The organism is Belliella buryatensis (genome assembly GCF_900188245.1).
GTDB classification, from domain to species: Bacteria; Bacteroidota; Bacteroidia; order Cytophagales; family Cyclobacteriaceae; genus Belliella; species Belliella buryatensis.
In genome coordinates this window covers 43,454-63,546 of record NZ_FZOK01000001.1, presented here as the reverse complement: position 1 = coordinate 63,546, position 20,093 = coordinate 43,454, and the positions used below count along the sequence as shown (strand labels likewise).

Sequence of the window (20,093 nt, the reverse complement as noted above, 5' to 3'; positions counted from 1 at the left end):
AATTTTACATTTTTGAAAATTGTTTGATTTTAATGTTTTATCTAAATATAACCAAATGAAAAATCTATTTACATTTTGCTTCTTCTTATTTATTATTTCTCAAACATTTGGCCAAGATATAGACTCTTTGAATATAGTAACCAAAAAAGATACGACTTATTGGGATTCAGAGTTTAGCGCAGGTTTAAATTTTAATCAAGCCGCATTTAGTGGAAACTGGAAAGCTGGTGGTGTTAATTCAGTTGCTTTTGGATCAATTGTCTCAGGAAAAGCTAACTATGCAAAAGACAAATTCAGTTGGGATAATCAATTAGAATTGATGTACGGCATTGTCAAAAATGAAGGACAGCAAGTGAGAAAATCTAATGATAGGATTTTCTTTGATTCAAAAGTAGGTGTCAAAGTCAGTAAAAATTGGTCTTATTTTGGGTCTTTGAATTTTTTAACCCAATTCACTGATGGGTTTGATTTTGGACCAGATGAGCAAAGAACTTTGATTTCTGGGTTTTTTTCACCAGCTTTTTTGACTTCTGGTATTGGTATGGAGTATAAGCCTAACAAGGACTTTGCATTGCGTATTGCGCCATTTTCACCCAGATTTACTTTTGTGACTGATCCTACAATCATCCAAAATGTTCCTAGTAATTACGGTGTGCCTGAAGGCCAAACCGTTCGAACAGAATGGTTAGCTTTACAGCTTTTTGCTACTTACAACAAGGATATCACGGATAATCTTTCCATTAGATCTAGGTATCAAATGTTTGCAAATTATGAAACATTAGCGTTTAGAACGATAGATCACAGACTGGATGTGACACTGATTGCAAAAATCACGCGATTTGTTGATGTGACTTTCACTAGTATCAATGTCTATGATCTTGACATGGACCCTGGTATTCAGTACTCTCAGGCGCTCGCACTAGGTATTTTGTATAAGGTCAATAACAAAAAATAGGTTTTTATACACCTTTTCTGTAAAAAATTTTGAATATTGTTTTTATATAGTATTTTTGTTTCAATTGTGGTAGTTAAATAATAGTTGGTTTAGTTTTCATATAAAGAGCAGGAGAAATTCTCCTGCTTTTTTATTTTGTAAACCAAAACCTAAAATGCCTATTACAGTTAGATTGAATTTTTTCTCAAACTGATCACTGGTATATCTATCATAGCGATCAAATTTTCCGTGACACTTGGTGAGAAATATTGAAGTAAGTCAGATTTGCCAAATGTAATTACAGCAACTGCATCAGCTTGAGTGTTTTTCGTAAACTGTATTATGCCGCGTTCTTCCCGGAAGGCATCTATAATATTAATTTCATGGTTGTAAGTTGCAAATTCATCTAAAAATAACTGTCCGATTTTTAAGATGTCGTTTGTCTCTACAAAATGATCAGGCGTATTGACGTATAGTACCTTTAATTCTGCTTGAAGCAATTCAGCAAAGTTTTCAATTTGTGCAAAGGATTTACCTGTCTCTTCTCTGAAATTAGTTGCGATTACTAAGGTGTCTAGACTGCTATGTTCAAATCCTTCTTTAATGACTATGACAGGTACATTGGTTCTTCTAAGCATGGAATAAGTATTAGAGCCTAGCATATGCTCTTTGAAGCCATAAGTTCCGTGTGAACCCATCACTACCAAATCAACCTTTTCTGATTCTACATACTTATTGATTCTTTCTGCTCCATTGGAATAAACGAGTAGTTTGTTTGCCATCACACCCATTGCTTGTGCTTTTTCCATAAGCTCTTTGAGATTTGCCTTTGCAGTGTTGATTTCACTTTTTTTATCAGGGAATAAGTTTTCCTGTTCAGGTGTGAGTTTAGCCCATACTATAGGAGTGATAATGATATGCATGAAAAGAACTTCTGCATCAATCTTTTTAGCAAGTGCAATACCATATTTTTCAGCTGCTTTGGCACAGCTTGAGAAGTCAGTGGGGATTAGGATCTTTTTCATATGCTTGAGGGTTTTTAATGGTTATTACTCAAATATAAACGGTAATAGCTTATTTATCAGTGAGATAGATTAGTTTAAAATATGATAAAAGTCAGTTAGGTTCGGCTGGGGATGTAAAAAAATAATCCCACTAGTATCAGGTACTAGTGGGATTATGTGCGCTCGGAAGGATTCGAACCCTCAACCCTCAGAGCCGAAATCTGATATTCTATCCAGTTGAACTACGAGCGCTTAAATAAGGATTGAGCAAACTCAATCCTTATGTGTTTATAATTTATGCAATTGCTTCTTTTACTTTTTCAGCTGCTTCTTTTAAAGTAATTGCAGAAGAAACTTTCAAACCTGATTCGTCGATGATTCTAGCACCTTCTTCAGCATTTGTACCTTGTAGCCTTACGATGATCGGAACTCTGATATCTCCAATAGACTTGTAAGCTTCTACTACGCCATTAGCAATTCTGTCACATCTTACGATACCACCGAATACATTAATAAGGATAGCTTTTACATTTGGATCTTTTAAAATAATTCTGAAACCAGCCTCTACAGTTGTAGCGTTAGCCCCGCCTCCAACATCTAGGAAGTTAGCAGGTTCACCACCAGAAAGCTTGATCATATCCATAGTAGCCATAGCTAGTCCAGCTCCATTTACCATGCAGCCTACGTTTCCGTCAAGCTTTACATAGTTCAAGCCTGATTCACCAGCTTCTACTTCCAAAGGATCTTCTTCAGCTAGGTCTCTAAGGTCAGCTAGGTCCTTGTGTCTGTAAAGTGCATTATCATCCAAATTCACCTTCGCATCTACCGCCAAGATCTTGTTGTCAGATGTTTTAAGCACAGGGTTGATTTCAAACTGTGAAGAATCTGTTCCTTCATAAGCTGCGTAAAGGGCGGTGATAAATTTCACCATTTCTTTAAATGCATTGCCTTCCAAGCCTAGTTTGAAAGCAACTTTCCTTGCTTGAAAACCTTGAAGCCCTATTTTCGGATCGATCCATTCCTTGATGATTTTTTCTGGAGTCTTTTCAGCTACTTCTTCGATATCCATACCACCTTCTGTAGATGCCATGATTACATTGCAACCTTTTGCTCTGTCAAGTAGGATAGATAGGTAGTATTCTTTAGGCTCTGAGTCACCAGGATAATATACATCCTCAGCTATCAAGACTTTGTTTACTTTTTTACCTTCAGGACCTGTTTGATGCGTCACCAATGTTCCACCAAGGATGTTTTTGGCTTTTTCAGCTACATCTTCCAATTTTTTGGCAAGTACCACACCATTGGAGTCAGTTTCCTGAACTTTACCTTTTCCACGTCCACCGGCATGGATCTGTGCTTTGATCACATACCATGAAGTGCCTGTCTCTGCATTGAGTTTCTTGGCCGCTTCGAGTGCTGCTTCAGGGGTTTCCGCTACGATGCCTTCCTGAATCTTAACACCATAACTCTTTAAAACTTCTTTTGCTTGATATTCGTGTATATTCATCCTTGTGAAATTTTTGCCCGAAGTTAAGCCCTTAGTCTTGATTTTTCAAGTTAACCATGCCTCTTTTTGGTAAAATAGTGGCATTTTTGAGGGAAACTTCGAATATGTTTTAATTTTGATCCTCAATCAATTTACACAATGCTGGAAGCTAAAGGAATAGAAAAATATTATGGAGATCTCCATGTGCTTAAGGGCGTGGATGTTATGATCAAGTCGGGTGAAGTAGTATCTATCGTTGGGGCATCTGGTGCCGGAAAAAGTACCCTTTTGCATATTTTGGGAACTTTGGACAATGCAGACAAAGGTGAAGTCAAAGTGGGAGATACTGTTATTTCCAAATTGAAAGGAGATAAACTGGCAGCCTTCAGAAATAGAGAGATTGGTTTTATTTTTCAATTTCATAATCTCTTACCAGAATTTACAGCAGAAGAGAACATTATTATTCCGGGGTTGATAGCTGGGGGACAGGAATACCAATTGAAAGAAAAAGCTAAATCTTTGGCTAATATACTTGGAGTTGAAGGCCGCTTAGAACACAAGCCTTCAGAACTATCTGGAGGAGAACAGCAAAGAGTTGCAGTCGCCAGAGCATTGATCAATGATCCTAAGATCATTTTTGCAGATGAACCTAGTGGAAATCTAGATTCTAAAAGTGCGGAAGATTTACATCAGTTATTTTTTAGATTGAGAGATGAATTCGGTCAGTCCTTTGTCATTGTTACGCATAATCAAGAATTGGCGCAGATGGCAGATAGAATGCTGACTATGCAAGATGGAAAGATCCTTCAATAATTACATTTTAAATTTTAGTCTTTAATGTATTCAGAATGATACTGTCCTTTAACTAAAGGATAAGATTGAACTATTACGATTGATAATTCCTTAAACGTTCATTAATCATCCTAAAAATCTAAGCTATTGAGCAAGAAAAGTGTACAGCACATGCTACTGGCAGGGTTTCTGTTCGCCTTGATGAATGTATCTGTCAAATTGATTCCGCATATCCCTGCGATAGAAATTATACTTTTCAGATCAGTGCTCAGTTTTTTTATGACTTATATTGCATTGAAGCGTATTCATGTGCCACTTTTTGGGAAAAATAAACCATTATTGATCACAAGAGGAATAGCAGGTTCCATTGGCTTGATGGCGTTTTTCTATAATCTACAGACTATTCCATTAGCAAGTGCTGTGACGATCAATTACCTCGCACCTATTTTTACTACTATTTTGGGGATATTTATTGTCAAAGAAAAAGTAGCAAAAAGAAAATACATCTTTTTTGGGATCAGTTTTGTTGGTGTTTTGATTATCGAGGGGTTTGATCCTAGGATTTCTGCTTTTGATCTTGGAGTAGGCCTGATTGCTTCCTTAGCGATGGGTGTAGCTTATAATGTGATCAGAAAACTCAAAAATTCTGAACACCCTTTAGTCATCATGTTTTATTTTCCATTGATTACTACTCCTATAGCTGCTGTAGTTTCTTATTTTTTCTGGGTGATGCCTCAGGGATGGGATTGGGTCGTGCTCCTCACTGTGGGTGTCCTTACCCAAGGTGCACAATATTTCATGACTTTGGCTTACCAGAATGCAAACTTGTCAAAAGTGGCTAGTTTGAGTTATGTAGGGATTGTATATGCACTCGGGTTTGGTTTTTTGATTTTTGACGAGACTTATAGTCTATTGACTTATTTGGGAATGATTCTCGTTCTAGCAGGAGTATTGTTGAATGTAACCTCAAAAAAATAATCCTCAAGTAATTGAGGATTATTTGAAAATGGAGTAAGTCAGCTGCTATTTATTTAGATTTATTTAATTATGGTCTATTTCCTGGACCTTTAGGATTATTAGGATTACCGTGTCCATTTTCATGAACACGGATTCTGATTTTAATATCAGTTAATTCTATGATTCTGGCTTTAATTTTTTCATAAATTGAAGTGTTTGTATCGGGGTTGATCAGCATCACGCCGTCAATAATTTCAGCATTTTCAAACTCGTCTGCGGTAATATCATTGAACCATTTTATCGCATGAAGTTCTACCAGCATGGTCGCTTTATCCAGTTGATCAAACTCCAAGGCTTCGTTACGATCTTTAGCTTCGAATTTTCCATCAAAATTGAAAATTTCGCCATAAAGCTCGTATTTCATAGGAACTACTTCACCAAGGGAAGTTTCAAATTCTCCAGAAAGTGAAGCAGCTACATCATCAGGTGCCTGTACAATATCTAAATCAAACATTACCTGTCTGTAAGATGCTCTTGGCATTCTGATATTGATGTCTTGTCCATTTTCATCATTGGTATAAACAATCCTTTTTGGTGTATTTGGGAAGTCAAAAGTAAAGTTTCTATCTAGGTTGGAGCCGATAGGCATTTGACCAAGTACGCGTATATCTAATTTGCGGACATTCATGACAGCTTCATTGATTGTAAGTCTGTTCAGCGTTCTAGCATTGGTGAAGTTTTCATCTTCCTCAGTTAGTGCAAAAGCTAAGTCTACTTCTACTGTTGTAGGAACAACATTCTCTACATTGAATTCGCAAGAAGCCATTGCTAAAAAAGCCCCTGCCAGTAGAAAATCATAAAAGATTGAGTTCTTTTTCATAATTGTGTTGGTTTAGTTAATAAGTAAAGCATAAACTGTTTACTCCATGTGAAAGCTTTGAACAAAAAATTAGCCTCAAATTGTAAAAAAGCAGGTATTGGGGTGAGAATCCTATATTTTGTCGGGCATGTCTTGTATTTCGGTATAACTTACTTGAAATAATAAGCTTACTGAAAAATGATCTTTTTATGAAAAAAGCCCACCATTGGCGGGCCTTTTAAGAGATATAAACAACGTGAAAATTAAGGAAAACAAAGATTAATTGTAATATCAATTCCTGAGTTCAATTTCAATATCAGAGGAAGCCTCTATTCTATTTTTTATTTTTCTGTAAAGTTCTCTATTTTGATTATTTGAGATGATTAGCTCCCCATTAGTTATTGTAGCATTTTCTAATTCACTCTCTAATACAGCGCTAAACCAATTGAGAGCATTGATTTCTAGAAGTGCCAGAGGATTGTTGATTCTGTCAACTGTAAAATAACCTCCATTTTTGGCCTCTATTTCAACCTCAAAATCAATATCATCACCGAAATGCTCAAATCTTAAAGGAATAATACTCTCGTCAGCTTTCCTAAAGGTTCCTGATAAAAATATAGAAGGTTCATTTCTGTAGTCAATCAAGTCTAATTCCAATTCAATTTCTTTGTACTCACCTTCTGGAATATTGATAAAGAAGTCTACTTCTGGATTGAACTGATCTAGATTTACTTTTCTAATATCTTTAAATTTAATCTCTAATTCTTTTTCGAATCTTCCGATATCATTTCTTCCTTCCATTTCAAGTTCTAATTCTTTGACTTGAATGAACCCGTTTTCAATTGTTAATCTATTATCTAGAACTCTAGCATTAGAATTATTAGATAAATCATTTTTGATTAAAATTGCAATACCTAATTTTCCATCCCCTTGACCTGGAATATCATCATTTTCACTACATGAAATCCCAAATGTAGCTATCGCAATAAGCATAGCTGTAGTTATCCAATTTGAAATTTTATCCATATTGTTTTTGATTAATTTTTTTCCTCAACAACAAAAAAATAGCCATAGTTTTTAAGGAAGTATTTTAAGGGTGAATTTTCTCAAATTGCACCAAAAAATATCAGATTATACCTCTAAATCTTAAAGATGTAAATCAATGTATTCTTTTGATAAATCGGATTTATTTATTTTTTAACTCTAAATTTGGATCAAAGAATAAACCTTATGAAAATCACCAAAGACCTGTATCAGGGTTCACTGGCACTTTTGACGGATTTTTATCAACTCACCATGGCTTATGCTTATTGGAAGTCAGGTAAGGCAGAGCAAGAGGCAGTATTCAATCTTTTTTTTAGGAAGCATCCTTTTCAAAGTGGTTTTACGATTGCAGCAGGTCTTGAGTATGTGGTAGATTTCTGCAATAATTTCTATTTCAAAGATGATGACTTAAGCTACCTTGCCGATATGAAAAATGCTGACGGAAGTCCGGTCTTTGAAACAGCATTTTTAGATTATTTGAAATCATTGAAATTCACATGTGATGTAGATGCTGTAGAAGAAGGAACAGTAGTATTTCCACATACCCCGCTGATTAGAGTCAATGGACCTTTGATTCAGTGTCAACTATTAGAAACAGCCTTGCTGAATATCATCAATTTTCAGACTTTGATTGCAACAAAAGCGGCAAGGGTTGTCTTGGCTGCAAAAGGCGACTCTGTTTTGGAGTTTGGCCTGAGAAGAGCCCAAGGAATAGATGGTGCTTTGGCAGCAAGCCGTGCCTCTTATATTGGAGGCTGTGCAGCGACTAGCAATGTGATGGCGGGAAAGTTATTTGGAATTCCTGTCTCTGGCACCCATGCCCATAGTTGGATCATGTCTTTTGATTCAGAAATAGAAGCTTTCAAAGCTTATGCAGATGCATTTCCAGAAAAATGTGTTTTTCTTGTAGATACCTACGACACTGTAGCTGGGATCAAGAATGCTATTGAGGTCGGAAAGATCCTTAGGGAAAATGGTAAAGAGATGCTTGGCGTGAGAATTGACTCTGGTGATTTGGCTTATTTTTCAAATATAGCAAGGGAAATGCTCGATGAAGCGGGTTTTCCTGAAGCAAAAGTGGTAGCTAGCAATGACCTAGATGAGCATATCATCACTTCTTTGAAGATTCAAGAAGCATCGGTCAGTGTTTGGGGAGTGGGTACAAAATTGGTGACAGCATATGACCAACCAGCTTTGGGTGCTGTGTATAAATTGGCAGCGATCAAAAATGAAAGAGGAGTATGGGAACCAAAAGTGAAGGTTTCACAGCAATCTATCAAGATCAATATACCAGGAGAGCATCAAGTAAGTAGGTTTTTGAAAAATGGCAGGGCTGTAGCCGATATGATATTTTTGCAGGAGCATAAAGAAGATAAAACTTCTACCACGATCATAGACCCCATTGACCCTACTAAGAGAAAGCGGATCAATTTTGAAGATTTTGAGGAAATCAGTCTACTGAAACCGATTTTCAAAAAAGGTGAACAGATTTATGATTGTCCTAAGATTGAATCAATCAAGCTAAATGCACAAGAAAATCTACAACACTTTGATAAAACACATAAACGATTGACAAATCCGCATGTCTATCCTGTGGGATTGGAGGAAAATCTCTATCAGCTTCGTACGGATCTTGTTTTCAAAATGAAAAATTATGACAAATAATAAAAAAATCATCTTTTCCACACAGACTTATAGTTATCTCAGAGAGCGGGTTCTAGAAGCTGGAGATTTTGATAAAGGAGAGATAGAGGTGAAGCAGTTTCCAGATGGAGAGCGCTATCAGCGGATTTTGACTGATGTGTATGAAAGAGACGTAGTATTAATAGGCGGAACGATTTCCGATTCAGATACCTTAGAAATATATGACTTGGCTTACGCCCTGATCAAATATGGAGCAAAATCAATCTTTATCATTTTCCCTTATTTTGGCTATTCCACCATGGAAAGAGCAGTCAAAAAAGGAGAAGTAGTCACTGCTAAATCCCGGGCTGTGATGTTTTCCTCCCTTCCTAGAACAAGTCAGGGAAATCACTTTATGTTTTTCGACTTACATTCTGAGGGAATTCCACATTATTTTGAAGGACAGGTTTTGATCAATCATGTTTACTGCAAATCAATTGTGACCAATGTAGCTTTAGAATTGGCTGCACCTGGATTTGTGATGGCATGTACCGATGCAGGGCGTGCTAAGTGGGTTGAGTCTTTGGCAAATGATATGGGAGTGAATGCTGCTTTCGTTTTCAAAAGAAGAGTCTCTGGAGATAAAACAGAGGTTACAAGTATCTCCGCTGATGTAGAAGGGAAAGATGTAGTCATTTATGATGATATGATCCGAACAGGTGGATCATTGATCAGTGCTGCTAAAGCTTACAAAGATGCTGGGGCTAATAAGATATTCACAATCACGACACATGGTCTTTTCACCAATGATGCTCTAGATAAAATCAAAGCCTCTGGTGTCATCGAAAAAGTGATTACAACTGATACGCATATCAACAGCTATGCCTTAGAATCAGACATGCTAAGAGTAGAGACTATAGCAGATTTGATTGTAGAGGAGTTGAAGTGAGATGCTAGATATGAGACTTCAGATAAAAGAAGCAAGAGAAAAGATTCAAAAAATATGAAAGCATTAATCATTGTAGATGTACAAAACGATTTTATTCCAGGAGGTGCTTTGGCGGTAGCTGAGGGGGATATGGTCGTCCCAATCATCAACCAGCTTCAAGCTAAGTTTGATTTTATCGTTGCAACTCAGGACTGGCATCCTGCAGATCATGGAAGTTTTGCTGCAAATCATCCAGGTAAAAATATTGGAGAGTTCATTGATCTAAATGGTGTTAATCAAATTCTTTGGCCAGTCCATTGTGTACAGGGAAGTCAAGGTGCAGAATTTCATGCTGATCTAAATCAAGAGAAATGGAGAGCAATTTTTCAAAAAGGAATGAATCCTCAAGTCGATTCGTATTCAGGTTTTTTTGACAATAACAGGCAAGGTGATACTGGATTGAGCCAATTTCTTAAAGAAAATGGTGTAGAAGAAATCTTTGTCTGCGGTTTGGCAGAGGATTACTGTGTGAAATTTACCGTATTGGATGGACTTGAGGAGGGCTTCAAAGTTCATTTGATTCTTGATGCAACCAGAGCTGTAAATATCCAACCGGATGATTTTTCCAAAGCCATGATTGAAATGGAAAACGCTGGTGCAGTGATTACACATTCCGTCTCCATTTGAAGTGCAGTGTGACCGTTAGCACAATAGCTTGTGAAATAGGCCTGTAATTTTGTCCAGTAGTTTTTAAACTGCGTATGATTAGATTAACTCCCTATTAGCTATGAAGAAAAGTGTTATATTCTTAGGTTTCATTTTGACCTTAATATTATTTGAAAATAGCCATGCCCAAGGTGTAAGATCACATGACTACAATACCATTGGCTGGTACAATGCCTTCTTAACGTACCCATTAGATTCCAAATGGAGTCTTCATGGGGAGTTTCAGTGGAGGCGCTCTGAGTTGATCAAAGAAGCGCAGCAGAATCTTTATAGGACAGGAGTAAATTACCAGTTACATCCCAGTGTTTTACTCAGAGGAGGGTTTGCTTTTGCAGATACTTATCCATATGGTAAAGTTCCTATTCAAACCACTGCAAAACTCTTTCCTGAATATAGAACCTATCAAATGATTCAAATCAATAACCCCATTGGTAAAATTGCATTGAGTCACAGGTTCATACTAGAGCAGCGCTGGATTGGAGTTTTTTCTAATACTGCACTTTCCAAAGTAAATGATTATGTTTATGTAAATAGAGCGAGGTATATGGCTAGGGTTCAGGTGCCCTTAGCTTCGCTTTTTTTGGAAAGAAATGCACCATACTTAGCTGCATATGATGAGGTCATGATTGGATTTGGGAAAAATATCAATCAGAATATTTTTGATCAAAATAGAGTAGGTGGGCTTTTTGGATTAAAGCTCAGCGATCATGTTAGGATGGAGGCCGGTTATATCAACCAAATTATACAGTTTGGTAGAATGGTCGAAGATAGAGAACTCTTTCAACACAATAGTGGGCTGATATGGAATACTTATATAAATTTATAAAAACTAAATCACAAAATTTCTTCAATTTTTATTTTATTACCTCTGAATTCACCAGCTTCTCCCGCTTTTAAGCCCCAAAGTGCAGAAATCAAAGGCGAATCTTTAGATACCAATTGGTAATCAAGACTATCTAAGGATATTTTACCGATTGGAGATGAGATCCAAATCCAGCCCATCGGTACTTTAATCAATGCTCCTTCTTCAACTGCACTTAAAGCTTTTACAGGAACAGCATTGATTTGATTCAGCAGGACTTTTGAAGTGCTCAACTGTTTTTGTAATAGATTTCTGTTCTGATTGAGCATCTCTTGATGCGTTTCATATTTGTCACCTGCAGAACTCTTCTCTTCTACTTCTGAAGATTCCTGAAGATCACTGAGTTGCTTTTGAATATCAGCAATTTGATCTTTAAGCATCTGTTGAGATTTAGCCAATAAGACTGCTTTGGTTTCTTGATTTGGTGTATTCATGTGGCAAAAGTAAATAAAAAACAGGAAACCCACGTGGACTTCCTGTTTAATCAAATAATAACCCAAATAAATAATAACTATGCAATTGATACAGCTGATTGCATGGCATCGCTTACAGCTTTGCTTAAGCCTTCATACTGATTGAGGTCTTCACCCCAGAATGATTCTTTCTTTAAAACTTTTTCGACTATTCCCGATTCACTTTGATTACTCCATAGCTTTTCAAAAAACGCTACGATTTCAGCATCATCGTTGATTGGTGTCTTGATTCCATCAAATTCGCCCTTATAGAATAGCAGGAGCGCGGCAAATGATTGGATGAGATTTTTTGGCCATGATCTTTTTCTCCTATGATATTCCAAGATGCTTGGAAGTACACGTACCTTAAACTTCGATATGGAATTCAAAGCAATAGCACTTAATTCATGTCGGATAAATGGATTTTTGAACCTATCCAAAACATCAGATGCAAATTGCTCCAATTCTTCCTGAGAAAGATCTAAAGTAGGGATAATTTCATCATAAATTGTCTCACGAATGAACGCTCCAATTTTCAGATCTTCCACAGATTCCCGCACTGTTCTTAGTCCAGCTAAGTAAGCCACAGGAACCAGGGCAGTGTGCGCCCCATTGAGGATTCTCACTTTTCGGGTTCTGTACGGGCTTTGATCTTTTACAAATTTGATCTGTAAACCAGCTTTTGGTCCTGAGAAAATTTCCTCTAATTCCTCAGGACCTTCTATCACCCACAAGTGAAATGGCTCCGCCATGACCACCAAATTATCTTCAAAACCCAACTCTTCTTGTATTTCTTTGATGTTTTCTTTTGGGAATCCGGGAACAATCCTATCCACAAGCGTATTGCAAAAAGTATTGTTTGACTTGATCCAACTTTTGAAACTCTCTGATAGTTTCCACAAGTCTGCATACTTCAATATAGCTTTTTGGAGCTGCTCTCCGTTTTTGTCTATCAGTTCACATGGAATGATGACAAGGCCTTTGTCAGAAGCCCCTTCGAAAGCTTTGAACCTTTCATGCAACAAAGCAGTAAGTTTGCCAGGGAAAGTATTGGGTGTGTGGCTGTAATCAATATCATTTTCATCAAAAGCGATTCCTGCCTCTGTTGTATTGGAAATGATAAATTTCAAGTCAGCATTTTTTCCTTGATTGAGGTACGCTTTGTAATCAGTGTAAGGGTTGATGACACCCTCCACACAGGTGATCAGCTTGGTTTGGTCAATTGTCTTACCAGCATGTAAACCTTGAAGCTTGACATGATAAAGGCCATCTTGCTTGTTAAGTAGGTCTCCAATTCCCTGGTCAAGTGGCTGTACGATCTGCACATTTCCGTTGAACCCTGCCTTATCATTCATCTCTTCTACCATCCAATCCACAAACCCACGCAGAAAGTTACCTTCTCCAAACTGCAGGATTTTTACTGGACGTTTTTCAGTCTGAATATTATTTCTATTTAGCGCTTTCATTAAATATCCTGCTTAAAAGTTGAAGTATTCCTTGGCATTGAAATAGGATATGTCAGAGACAATTTTGCCCAACCAGACCTCGTCAGCAGGGAGTTCACCATTGGCCACATCTTGCCCGATCAAATTGCAGAGTATTCTTCTGAAGTACTCGTGTCTTGGGAAAGACAGGAAGCTTCGGGAGTCCGTCAACATACCCACAAAGCAGCTCAATAATCCCATATTGGAAAGCGCATTGATTTGCTTTTCCATTCCGTCTTTTTGATCTAAAAACCACCAAGCAGAACCAAATTGAATTTTTCCTTTGACCGATCCATCATTGAAGTTGCCAATCATGGTAGCCATCACTTCGTTGTCTGATGGGTTGAGATTGTAGAGGATAGTTTTTGCTAGTTGGTCTGTCCCGTCAAGGAGATTCAAGAAACTCGCTAAGGCCCTTGCTTGTGAGAAATCCCCAATCGAGTCAAACCCTGTATCTGGGCCAAGTATACCCAGCATTCTTTCGTTGGTATTTCTTAATGCTCCAAGGTGAAACTGTTGTGTCCAGCCTTTGGCGTGGTACATTTTACAAAGCTCATAAAGCGTATGGAATTTGAAGTATTGAGTCTCTTGCTTATCCAATGATTTTCCAGACATTATCTTGGTGAAGATCATTTTGATATCATATGCTCCTAAATCAAAATAATAGAGTTGTTCCAAACCATGATCAGAGAGACTTCCTCCATTTGAATGGAAAAATTCAATTCTATTTTGGAGAGCACTCAATAAGTCATCATATTGATTGATTCTAACTCCAGATGTATCAGATAATTGCTGAATATAAGCTTGGTAGCTTTCTGGATTTTCTACTGCATATACTTTGTCGGGCCTAAAAGCTGGCAAGAGTTTGGTGCTAGGGCTGCTGCTTTCAGCTATTTTATGAAATTCAAGGTTGTCCACCGGGTCATCAGTAGAGCATACAAGTTCTACATTCATTTTTTTCAATAGTCCCTGAGTGTAGAATTCAGGCGTTTGAAGTAAAGCTGTGGTTTGTTTATAAATATTGGCTCCAGTATCAGGCCCAAGAAGTTCTTGAATACCAAAGTATCTTTGTAATTCCAAGTGGGTCCAGTGATACAATGGGTTTCTTAGCGTATAAGGTACAGTTTCAGCCCATTTCTGAAATTTTTCCTCGTCTGTGGCATTTCCAGTAATGTACCTTTCATTGACACCAAGCGTTCGCATCGCTCTCCATTTGTAATGATCACCGGCAAGCCAAACCTCCGAAATGGAATTAAATTTTCTATTGGTAGCAATATCCTTTGGCGAAAGATGGCAATGGTAATCTATAATCGGTAGTTTGGAAGCGTAATCGTGATAAAGAATTTTAGCAAACTCACTTTTGAGAAGAAAGTCTTCCGTGAGGAATTTACTCGCTTTTTCAGTTGCTGAGATCATTTTAATAGCAGGTTAGATAGGTTTTAATTTGTTTTGAGGGAAGATTCTCTGATGATCAACTCAGGTTTCAGAACAGTTTTATGAGTCGCAGATTTTTTATCTTCTGATTTTAATAGTTCAAAGAAAGTCTCTGCGGTAACTCTCCCCATGGGGATACTTTTTTGATCTACAGTCGTGATTGGGGGTGCTGTAAAGGATGTGAATGGTTCGTTACCAAATCCTGCAAGCTTTACTTGGTTTGGAACACTGATTTTGTGCTCTCTCAATACTTGAAGTGCGCCCATTACTGCATAGTCGGAAGAAGAAAACACAGCATCAAATTCAATTCCTTTATTGATGATGTTTTCCATAGAAGATCTCCCGTCTTCTAACTGCATATCTGATTCTTCTATCAATTCAGGATCAAAGGGGATATTTGCATCTCTTATGGCATCTTCATAGCCTCTCAATCGCTCTCTATAAATATTAATTTTCTTAGGAGAAGTAAAATGGGCTATTCTTCTGCATCCCTGTTCAATCAGATGCTTGGTTGTCTCGTAAGCCCCATAGTAATCATCAATAACCACCTGACTTACCTCAAGTTCATTGGTGATTCGGTCAAATAGCACCAATGGAATGCCTTTTTCAAGAATTTTTTTGAAATGGTCGAAATTCTCTGTGTTTTTACCAATTGAAGCTATGATCCCATCTACCCTAGCATTGAGTAGTGCATCGACTGTTTGAATTTCTTTTTCTGGATCTTCATAAGACTGAGAAATGATGACTTTATAATCCAGTTCATTGGCAATGTCTTCAATACCTCTCACAACTGAAGAGAAAAAATTTCTATTTGCAGTAGGAACCAATACTCCGATAAGTTTGCTTTTTCCACTTCGCAAAGCAGAAGCAATGTGATTTGGCTGATAATTCAGCTGCTTGGCCATTTTTAATACTTGCTTCTTGGTATTCTCAGATATCCTTGGGTTATCATTGAGCGCTCTAGAAACTGTAGAAGCTGTGATATTGAGTTTCTCAGCTATATCATGAATAGTTGCCTTTCCTTTTTTCATAATTTAATTTTAATCTTTAGGCTTACCAATTGTGGCAAGAATCCCTCCATCGACGTAGAGGATTTGCCCATTGACAAAGTCACTTGCCTTGCTGGAAAGGAATACAATTGCACCCGCCAAATCTTCAGGGTCTCCCCACTTGCCAGCAGGAGTACGGCTCACAATCCAATCATTAAAAGGGTGACCATCTACACGAATTGGTGCAGTTTGCTCAGTGGCAAAATATCCCGGACCGATTCCATTTACTTGAATATTGTACTTAGCCCATTCTGTGGCAAGGTTTTTTGTAAGCATTTTTAAGCCTCCTTTTGCTGCTGCATAGGCACTTACTGTGTCTCTCCCAAGTTCGCTCATCATCGAGCAAATGTTGATGATTTTACCACCACCTCTTTTGACCATGGATTTGCCCACTGCCTGAGATAGGACAAATGGCGAAATCAAATCTACATCAATAACCTTACGAAAATCCTCAGGATCCATCTCTAAAGCTGGTACGCGCATGATCATACCCGCATTATTGACTAATATATCTATTGAGCCAACTTCAGCTTCGATTTGGACTATGGATTCGTTTACTTTGGTAGCGTTGGTGACATCAAATAAGTAACCATGTGCTTGAATGCCTTCGGCTAGATAATTTTTTAAGGCAGCTTCCATCTTGGACGGGGTGTGGCCGTTGATTACGAGCGTGGCTCCATGATGAGCCAATGCCTTAGCCATGGCCATTCCCAATCCATGCGTCGCTCCGGTGACTAAGGCAACTTTTCCACTGAGGTCAAATAGGTTTTTCATTATTTCAATGCTGTTGGGGCGATGGTGTCCATGTCTCCATAGTCTAGGTTTTCACCTGCCATACCCCAGATAAATGTATAATTAGATGTACCCGCTCCACTATGGATAGACCAAGGTGGTGAGATGACTGCTTGATGATTTTTCATCCAAATATGTCTCGTCTCTTCTGCTTGTCCCATGTAGTGGCACACTGCCTGATCTGCTGCTAAGCCAAAATAAAAGTAGGCCTCCATTCTTCTATCATGGGTGTGTGCTGGCATGGTATTCCATACAGAGCCAGGTTTTAGTTCTGTCATACCCATTTGCAGTTGGCATGTCGGTACCACAGAATTCACAAGCAGTTTGTAAATTGTACGATGATTAGAATTTTCTAAGGAGCCCAAGGTTACAACTTCCGCATCATCTATCCCAACTTTCTTCGTTGGAAAATGCTTGTGAGCAGGTGCTGAATTAAAGTACAAGTAGGTTTCTCCCGATTGAGCAGGATGAAATAGCACTTCCTGAGCTCCTTGGCCAATATATAAGGCTTCTTTGTGGCTGATTTGATAGGGTATTCCATCTACTTCAATAGTGGTAGGAGCGCCCACATTGATGACCCCAATCTCTCTTCTTTCCAAAAAATACCTTGCTTTCAGCTGGTCAACTGATTCAAGTGCGATTGCCTTACTGACAGGGTTAATACCTCCTACAATCAATCTATCGTTTAGAGTGTAAACACCGTTAATTTGGTCTTTGATGAAAAGTGATTCGATTAGAAAATGATCCCTAAGCTTACTGGTGTCATAGTTTTTGACGTCTTCGGGATGGTTTGAGTATCTTGTTGTTATAAATGTGTGCATAATTTTCAATGTGTAATCGTTTGCGCAATATAGTACAATAAATTTCAATTTGTCAAATTTTAAATCAAAAATATTGGTAAGGATTCGATTTGCTTTTTTCGAAATTTTATTTTTTTAAAAGCTTCAAAATCAATTTTTAGACTCTTTTTACAAAAATAATCGATTGTTTTGTTTTTATTTTCAATAAACCTTTTTAAATATGCAATCGATTGCTCAAAAGTACAGATATTGCACTGATTCTGTGCAATACTTGTGCAATAAATATAGAAATTCTCTACGGAGCGACATCTATAAAATAATCCCTTATGAAGAAATTATCTATCCTGTGCTACCTATGTCTCTTGATGTCGGCCTGTTCTCAATCTACTGAGCAGGCTTTTGAAGGTTTTGTGGAATTGACTCTGATCAACCCTATCGATCAAGATAGAGCTGATCAATTGATTTGGATCAATCAAGCAGAATTAGAAGATCGACTTGAATTGATCAACCCCAACGGATTTACGGCATTTATGGGTAATGTAGAGCTAGTTTCTCAATATGTGAACATAGGATCGGAAAGAGGTTTAGCCATTTTGATCCCTCAAATTCGAGCGAAGGAAAAAATCCAAATCCAAGTCACCTATGATCCAAATAGGGTAGAGGCGAGATTTTATCCAAAAAGAACTCAAGCTGAGTTGTCACATAAGGTAGGAGGATACTTTGAAAATAGAAAGTACATTGGAGGGGAGTTTGAGAATGTTGAAGAACTTCACGTTCCCGCTGAGCATACGGACCATTCTTGGTATATCCGCTATGAGGGTCCAGGATGGGAATCAGATCAAGTTGGGTATAGGTTTTATTTAGATTGGAGGAATGGCGTGGATGTATTTGGTAAGACAGTCAAAGATCCTATCCTTCAGTTTGTAGGTCAAGATGGATTTGACTCCTATCACGAACTCCAAGATTGGGGCATGGATGTTCTGAAAGTTGCCAAATCTTTGGGTGTCGGATCCATTGCAACTTTTGAAAATAATGTAGCTAGAAGAGTAGACGAGACAGATAGTCTCTATGCTGCCATTACTAATAATGGGGTGATTTATTCCTCAATTTTGACAAAGTATCATGGATGGAATCTTCAAAGTGGTAAAACTACTTTGACTTCCAGCCTGAGCATACATGCAGGGACAAGATTGTCAATGCAGCATCTCCTAAGCTCTGCATCGATCCCAAATTTCGCTACAGGCTTGATCAAAGACAATAAGGCAGAGCTGCTATTAGGGGCAGAAGATAAGGAATTTGGCTACCTCGCTACATACGGCAAACAAAGCTTGAATGATGATAACTTGGGGATCGTTATATTCTTCAGAAATGATCAAAAAATAAGCATAACAGAAGATGAATATTCCCATGTCGTAGTACTAAGGCCTATGGATCGAGAAGTCAAATACTATTTTGCTGCTGCATGGGAATTGGAACCCGACGGAATCCAGACCAAAGAGGAATTTGTCGCTTACTTAGAGAGAATTACCGATGAATTGTCAAACCCAATAATCGTCGAAATCAAAAAATAATCAATCTATTACTTATTCTTATTGCTCGTAGGATTTGGAAGGATAGGGAGGCACTAAGTGCGGACCCAAAATTCTAACTTGATTTAAAAACCCAAAATGAAAACACGGAACATCTTTTTATACTTGCTTGTCCTAAGCACATTATCGGCTTGTCAAGCACAATCGAATACAGATTCGAATACTGATCAAAAATATGCTGCTTGGATGGCTTCCTCCGAAATCAAAAGAAATCCAGAAGGCTGGACTTTGGATTTCAATCAAAAACCCAAATGGGAATATACCCATGGGCTAGTAATGATGGCTATGCATAGGGTTTGGAAGGAGACAGGTGATCAGCAGTATGATGATTATATCAGGAATTTCATAGACTTCATGATCGATGATCAGGGACAAATTCTCACCTACAAAAAATCAGACTATAACATAGATAGGATCAATGGAGGTAAATTTTTGATAGATGTCTACAAAGAGACTAAGGAAGAAAAACTTCGCCTCGCGATAGAAGAGCTCAGAGATCAGATGAGGGAGCACCCTCGAAACTCTGAAGGTGGCTTTTGGCACAAAAAGGTGTATCCCCATCAGATGTGGCTTGATGGCCTGTACATGGGTTCGCCATTTCTCGCACAGTATGCGGCAACTTTTGATGAGCCCGCACTTTTTGATGATGTAGTCAACCAAATCTTGGTCATGGACAAATATGCTTACAGTACTGAAACAGGGCTCTATCACCATGCTTATGATGAAAGTAAATCTGAGCGCTGGGCTGATCCCGAAACAGGCCTATCCTCCAATTACTGGGGGAGAAGTATTGGTTGGTTTGGAATGGCTCTGGTGGATGTGTTAGATTATTTACCGCAAGATCATCCGAAGAGGACAGAAGTACTCGCCATTGTTCAGAAACTTGCCCAAGGGATCGTCAAGTATCAACATGATTCGGGTACTTGGTATCAAGTCATAGATCAAGGTGATCGAGCAGGGAATTATCTAGAAGCTTCAGCGACGAGCATGTTTGCTTATTTCTTACTCAAAGGTGCTCAAAAGGGCTATTTGAATGAAGAGTTTCGCAATGCTGGCATCAAAGCCTATAAAGGCATATTGAAGGAATTCATTAGGGAAGATGAAGATGGAGGAGTTTCTCTTACACAGATTTGTGGAGTGGCTGGCTTGGGTGGCAATCCTTACCGAGATGGGTCTTATGAATATTATGTCAATGAAGTCATCAGAGATAACGATCCCAAAGGGGTTGGGCCATTTATCTTGGCTGCTTTGATCTATGAAAATATGGAAAAGTGAAAC

19 protein-coding genes and 1 tRNA gene are annotated in these 20,093 nt (G+C 38.0%); 9 read left to right on the top strand and 11 right to left on the bottom strand.

Features of this window, described 5'->3' with window-relative positions; genetic code table 11:
• Nucleotides 1-55 precede the first annotated feature (55 nt).
• Complete coding sequence (locus CHB66_RS00250; protein ID WP_089236793.1) at nt 56-955, top strand: DUF3078 domain-containing protein; 900 nt, start codon at nt 56-58, stop codon at nt 953-955.
• Nucleotides 956-1,122: 167 nt separating this feature from the next.
• Here CHB66_RS00250 and CHB66_RS00245 read toward each other — a convergent pair whose 3' ends face one another.
• From CHB66_RS00245 to sucC, 3 genes are all read right to left on the bottom strand, one after another.
• Nucleotides 1,123-1,959: a universal stress protein gene (locus tag CHB66_RS00245; RefSeq protein ID WP_089236791.1), complete on the bottom strand. Its 837-nt coding sequence runs from the start codon at nt 1,957-1,959 to the stop codon at nt 1,123-1,125.
• A gap of 157 nt (nt 1,960-2,116) precedes the next feature.
• Nucleotides 2,117-2,190: transfer RNA gene (locus tag CHB66_RS00240), tRNA-Arg, on the bottom strand.
• A gap of 43 nt (nt 2,191-2,233) precedes the next feature.
• Nucleotides 2,234-3,445 (bottom strand): ADP-forming succinate--CoA ligase subunit beta, encoded by a 1,212-nt coding sequence (gene sucC, locus CHB66_RS00235; protein WP_089236789.1) that lies wholly within the window; start codon nt 3,443-3,445, stop codon nt 2,234-2,236.
• Nucleotides 3,446-3,583: 138 nt separating this feature from the next.
• Between sucC and CHB66_RS00230 the strand changes: the two genes are divergently transcribed.
• Nucleotides 3,584-4,237, top strand: a complete 654-nt coding sequence (locus CHB66_RS00230) for an ABC transporter ATP-binding protein (RefSeq protein ID WP_089236787.1) — start codon at nt 3,584-3,586, stop codon at nt 4,235-4,237.
• A 150-nt stretch (nt 4,238-4,387) separates the two neighbouring features.
• On the top strand, nt 4,388-5,194 hold the full coding sequence (locus tag CHB66_RS00225) for a DMT family transporter (RefSeq protein ID WP_089236785.1): 807 nt from the start codon (nt 4,388-4,390) through the stop codon (nt 5,192-5,194).
• A gap of 67 nt (nt 5,195-5,261) precedes the next feature.
• Here the strand turns inward: CHB66_RS00225 and CHB66_RS00220 are convergent, their stop codons facing one another.
• Both CHB66_RS00220 and CHB66_RS00215 read right to left on the bottom strand, forming a co-directional pair.
• The gene (locus CHB66_RS00220) at nt 5,262-6,053 is read right to left on the bottom strand and encodes a hypothetical protein (RefSeq protein ID WP_089236783.1); all 792 of its coding nucleotides are present in this window, start codon (nt 6,051-6,053) and stop codon (nt 5,262-5,264) included.
• A 270-nt stretch (nt 6,054-6,323) separates the two neighbouring features.
• Nucleotides 6,324-7,058: a hypothetical protein gene (locus CHB66_RS00215; RefSeq protein WP_245812628.1), complete on the bottom strand. Its 735-nt coding sequence runs from the start codon at nt 7,056-7,058 to the stop codon at nt 6,324-6,326.
• A gap of 204 nt (nt 7,059-7,262) precedes the next feature.
• Between CHB66_RS00215 and CHB66_RS00210 the strand changes: the two genes are divergently transcribed.
• From CHB66_RS00210 to CHB66_RS00195, 4 genes are all read left to right on the top strand, one after another.
• Nucleotides 7,263-8,741, top strand: a complete 1,479-nt coding sequence (locus CHB66_RS00210; RefSeq protein WP_089236781.1) for a nicotinate phosphoribosyltransferase — start codon at nt 7,263-7,265, stop codon at nt 8,739-8,741.
• Nucleotides 8,731-9,648 carry a ribose-phosphate diphosphokinase gene (gene prs, locus CHB66_RS00205; protein ID WP_089236779.1) on the top strand — a complete coding sequence of 306 codons (918 nt, stop codon included), beginning with the start codon at nt 8,731-8,733 and terminating at the stop codon, nt 9,646-9,648. The genes CHB66_RS00210 and prs overlap by 11 nt, the downstream gene beginning before the upstream one ends.
• 54 nt (nt 9,649-9,702) lie before the next feature.
• Nucleotides 9,703-10,314 carry a bifunctional nicotinamidase/pyrazinamidase gene (gene pncA, locus CHB66_RS00200; RefSeq protein ID WP_089236777.1) on the top strand — a complete coding sequence of 204 codons (612 nt, stop codon included), beginning with the start codon at nt 9,703-9,705 and terminating at the stop codon, nt 10,312-10,314.
• Between the two features lie 100 nt (nt 10,315-10,414).
• Nucleotides 10,415-11,179 carry a DUF2490 domain-containing protein gene (locus tag CHB66_RS00195; protein WP_089236775.1) on the top strand — a complete coding sequence of 255 codons (765 nt, stop codon included), beginning with the start codon at nt 10,415-10,417 and terminating at the stop codon, nt 11,177-11,179.
• A gap of 8 nt (nt 11,180-11,187) precedes the next feature.
• Here the strand turns inward: CHB66_RS00195 and CHB66_RS00190 are convergent, their stop codons facing one another.
• The 6 genes from CHB66_RS00190 to kduI form a co-directional block, all read right to left on the bottom strand.
• Complete coding sequence (locus CHB66_RS00190; protein ID WP_089236773.1) at nt 11,188-11,649, bottom strand: hypothetical protein; 462 nt, start codon at nt 11,647-11,649, stop codon at nt 11,188-11,190.
• Between the two features lie 77 nt (nt 11,650-11,726).
• Nucleotides 11,727-13,133 (bottom strand): tagaturonate reductase, encoded by a 1,407-nt coding sequence (locus tag CHB66_RS00185; protein ID WP_089236771.1) that lies wholly within the window; start codon nt 13,131-13,133, stop codon nt 11,727-11,729.
• Between the two features lie 12 nt (nt 13,134-13,145).
• On the bottom strand, nt 13,146-14,567 hold the full coding sequence (uxaC, locus tag CHB66_RS00180; protein WP_089236769.1) for a glucuronate isomerase: 1,422 nt from the start codon (nt 14,565-14,567) through the stop codon (nt 13,146-13,148).
• Between the two features lie 23 nt (nt 14,568-14,590).
• A complete protein-coding gene (locus CHB66_RS00175) occupies nt 14,591-15,616 on the bottom strand; it encodes a LacI family DNA-binding transcriptional regulator (RefSeq protein WP_089236767.1) in 1,026 nt (341 codons plus the stop codon).
• Nucleotides 15,617-15,625: 9 nt separating this feature from the next.
• Nucleotides 15,626-16,408 (bottom strand): gluconate 5-dehydrogenase, encoded by a 783-nt coding sequence (locus tag CHB66_RS00170; protein ID WP_089236765.1) that lies wholly within the window; start codon nt 16,406-16,408, stop codon nt 15,626-15,628.
• Nucleotides 16,408-17,247, bottom strand: a complete 840-nt coding sequence (gene kduI / locus CHB66_RS00165; protein ID WP_089236763.1) for a 5-dehydro-4-deoxy-D-glucuronate isomerase — start codon at nt 17,245-17,247, stop codon at nt 16,408-16,410. Before kduI ends, CHB66_RS00170 begins: the two co-directional genes overlap by 1 nt.
• A gap of 305 nt (nt 17,248-17,552) precedes the next feature.
• Here kduI and CHB66_RS00160 point away from each other — a divergent pair, with 305 nt between their 5' ends.
• Nucleotides 17,553-18,797 (top strand): DUF4861 domain-containing protein, encoded by a 1,245-nt coding sequence (locus tag CHB66_RS00160; RefSeq protein ID WP_089236761.1) that lies wholly within the window; start codon nt 17,553-17,555, stop codon nt 18,795-18,797.
• Nucleotides 18,798-18,893: 96 nt separating this feature from the next.
• The gene (locus tag CHB66_RS00155) at nt 18,894-20,090 is read left to right on the top strand and encodes a glycoside hydrolase family 88/105 protein (RefSeq protein WP_089236759.1); all 1,197 of its coding nucleotides are present in this window, start codon (nt 18,894-18,896) and stop codon (nt 20,088-20,090) included.
• The last annotated feature ends 3 nt before the right edge of the window (nt 20,091-20,093 follow it).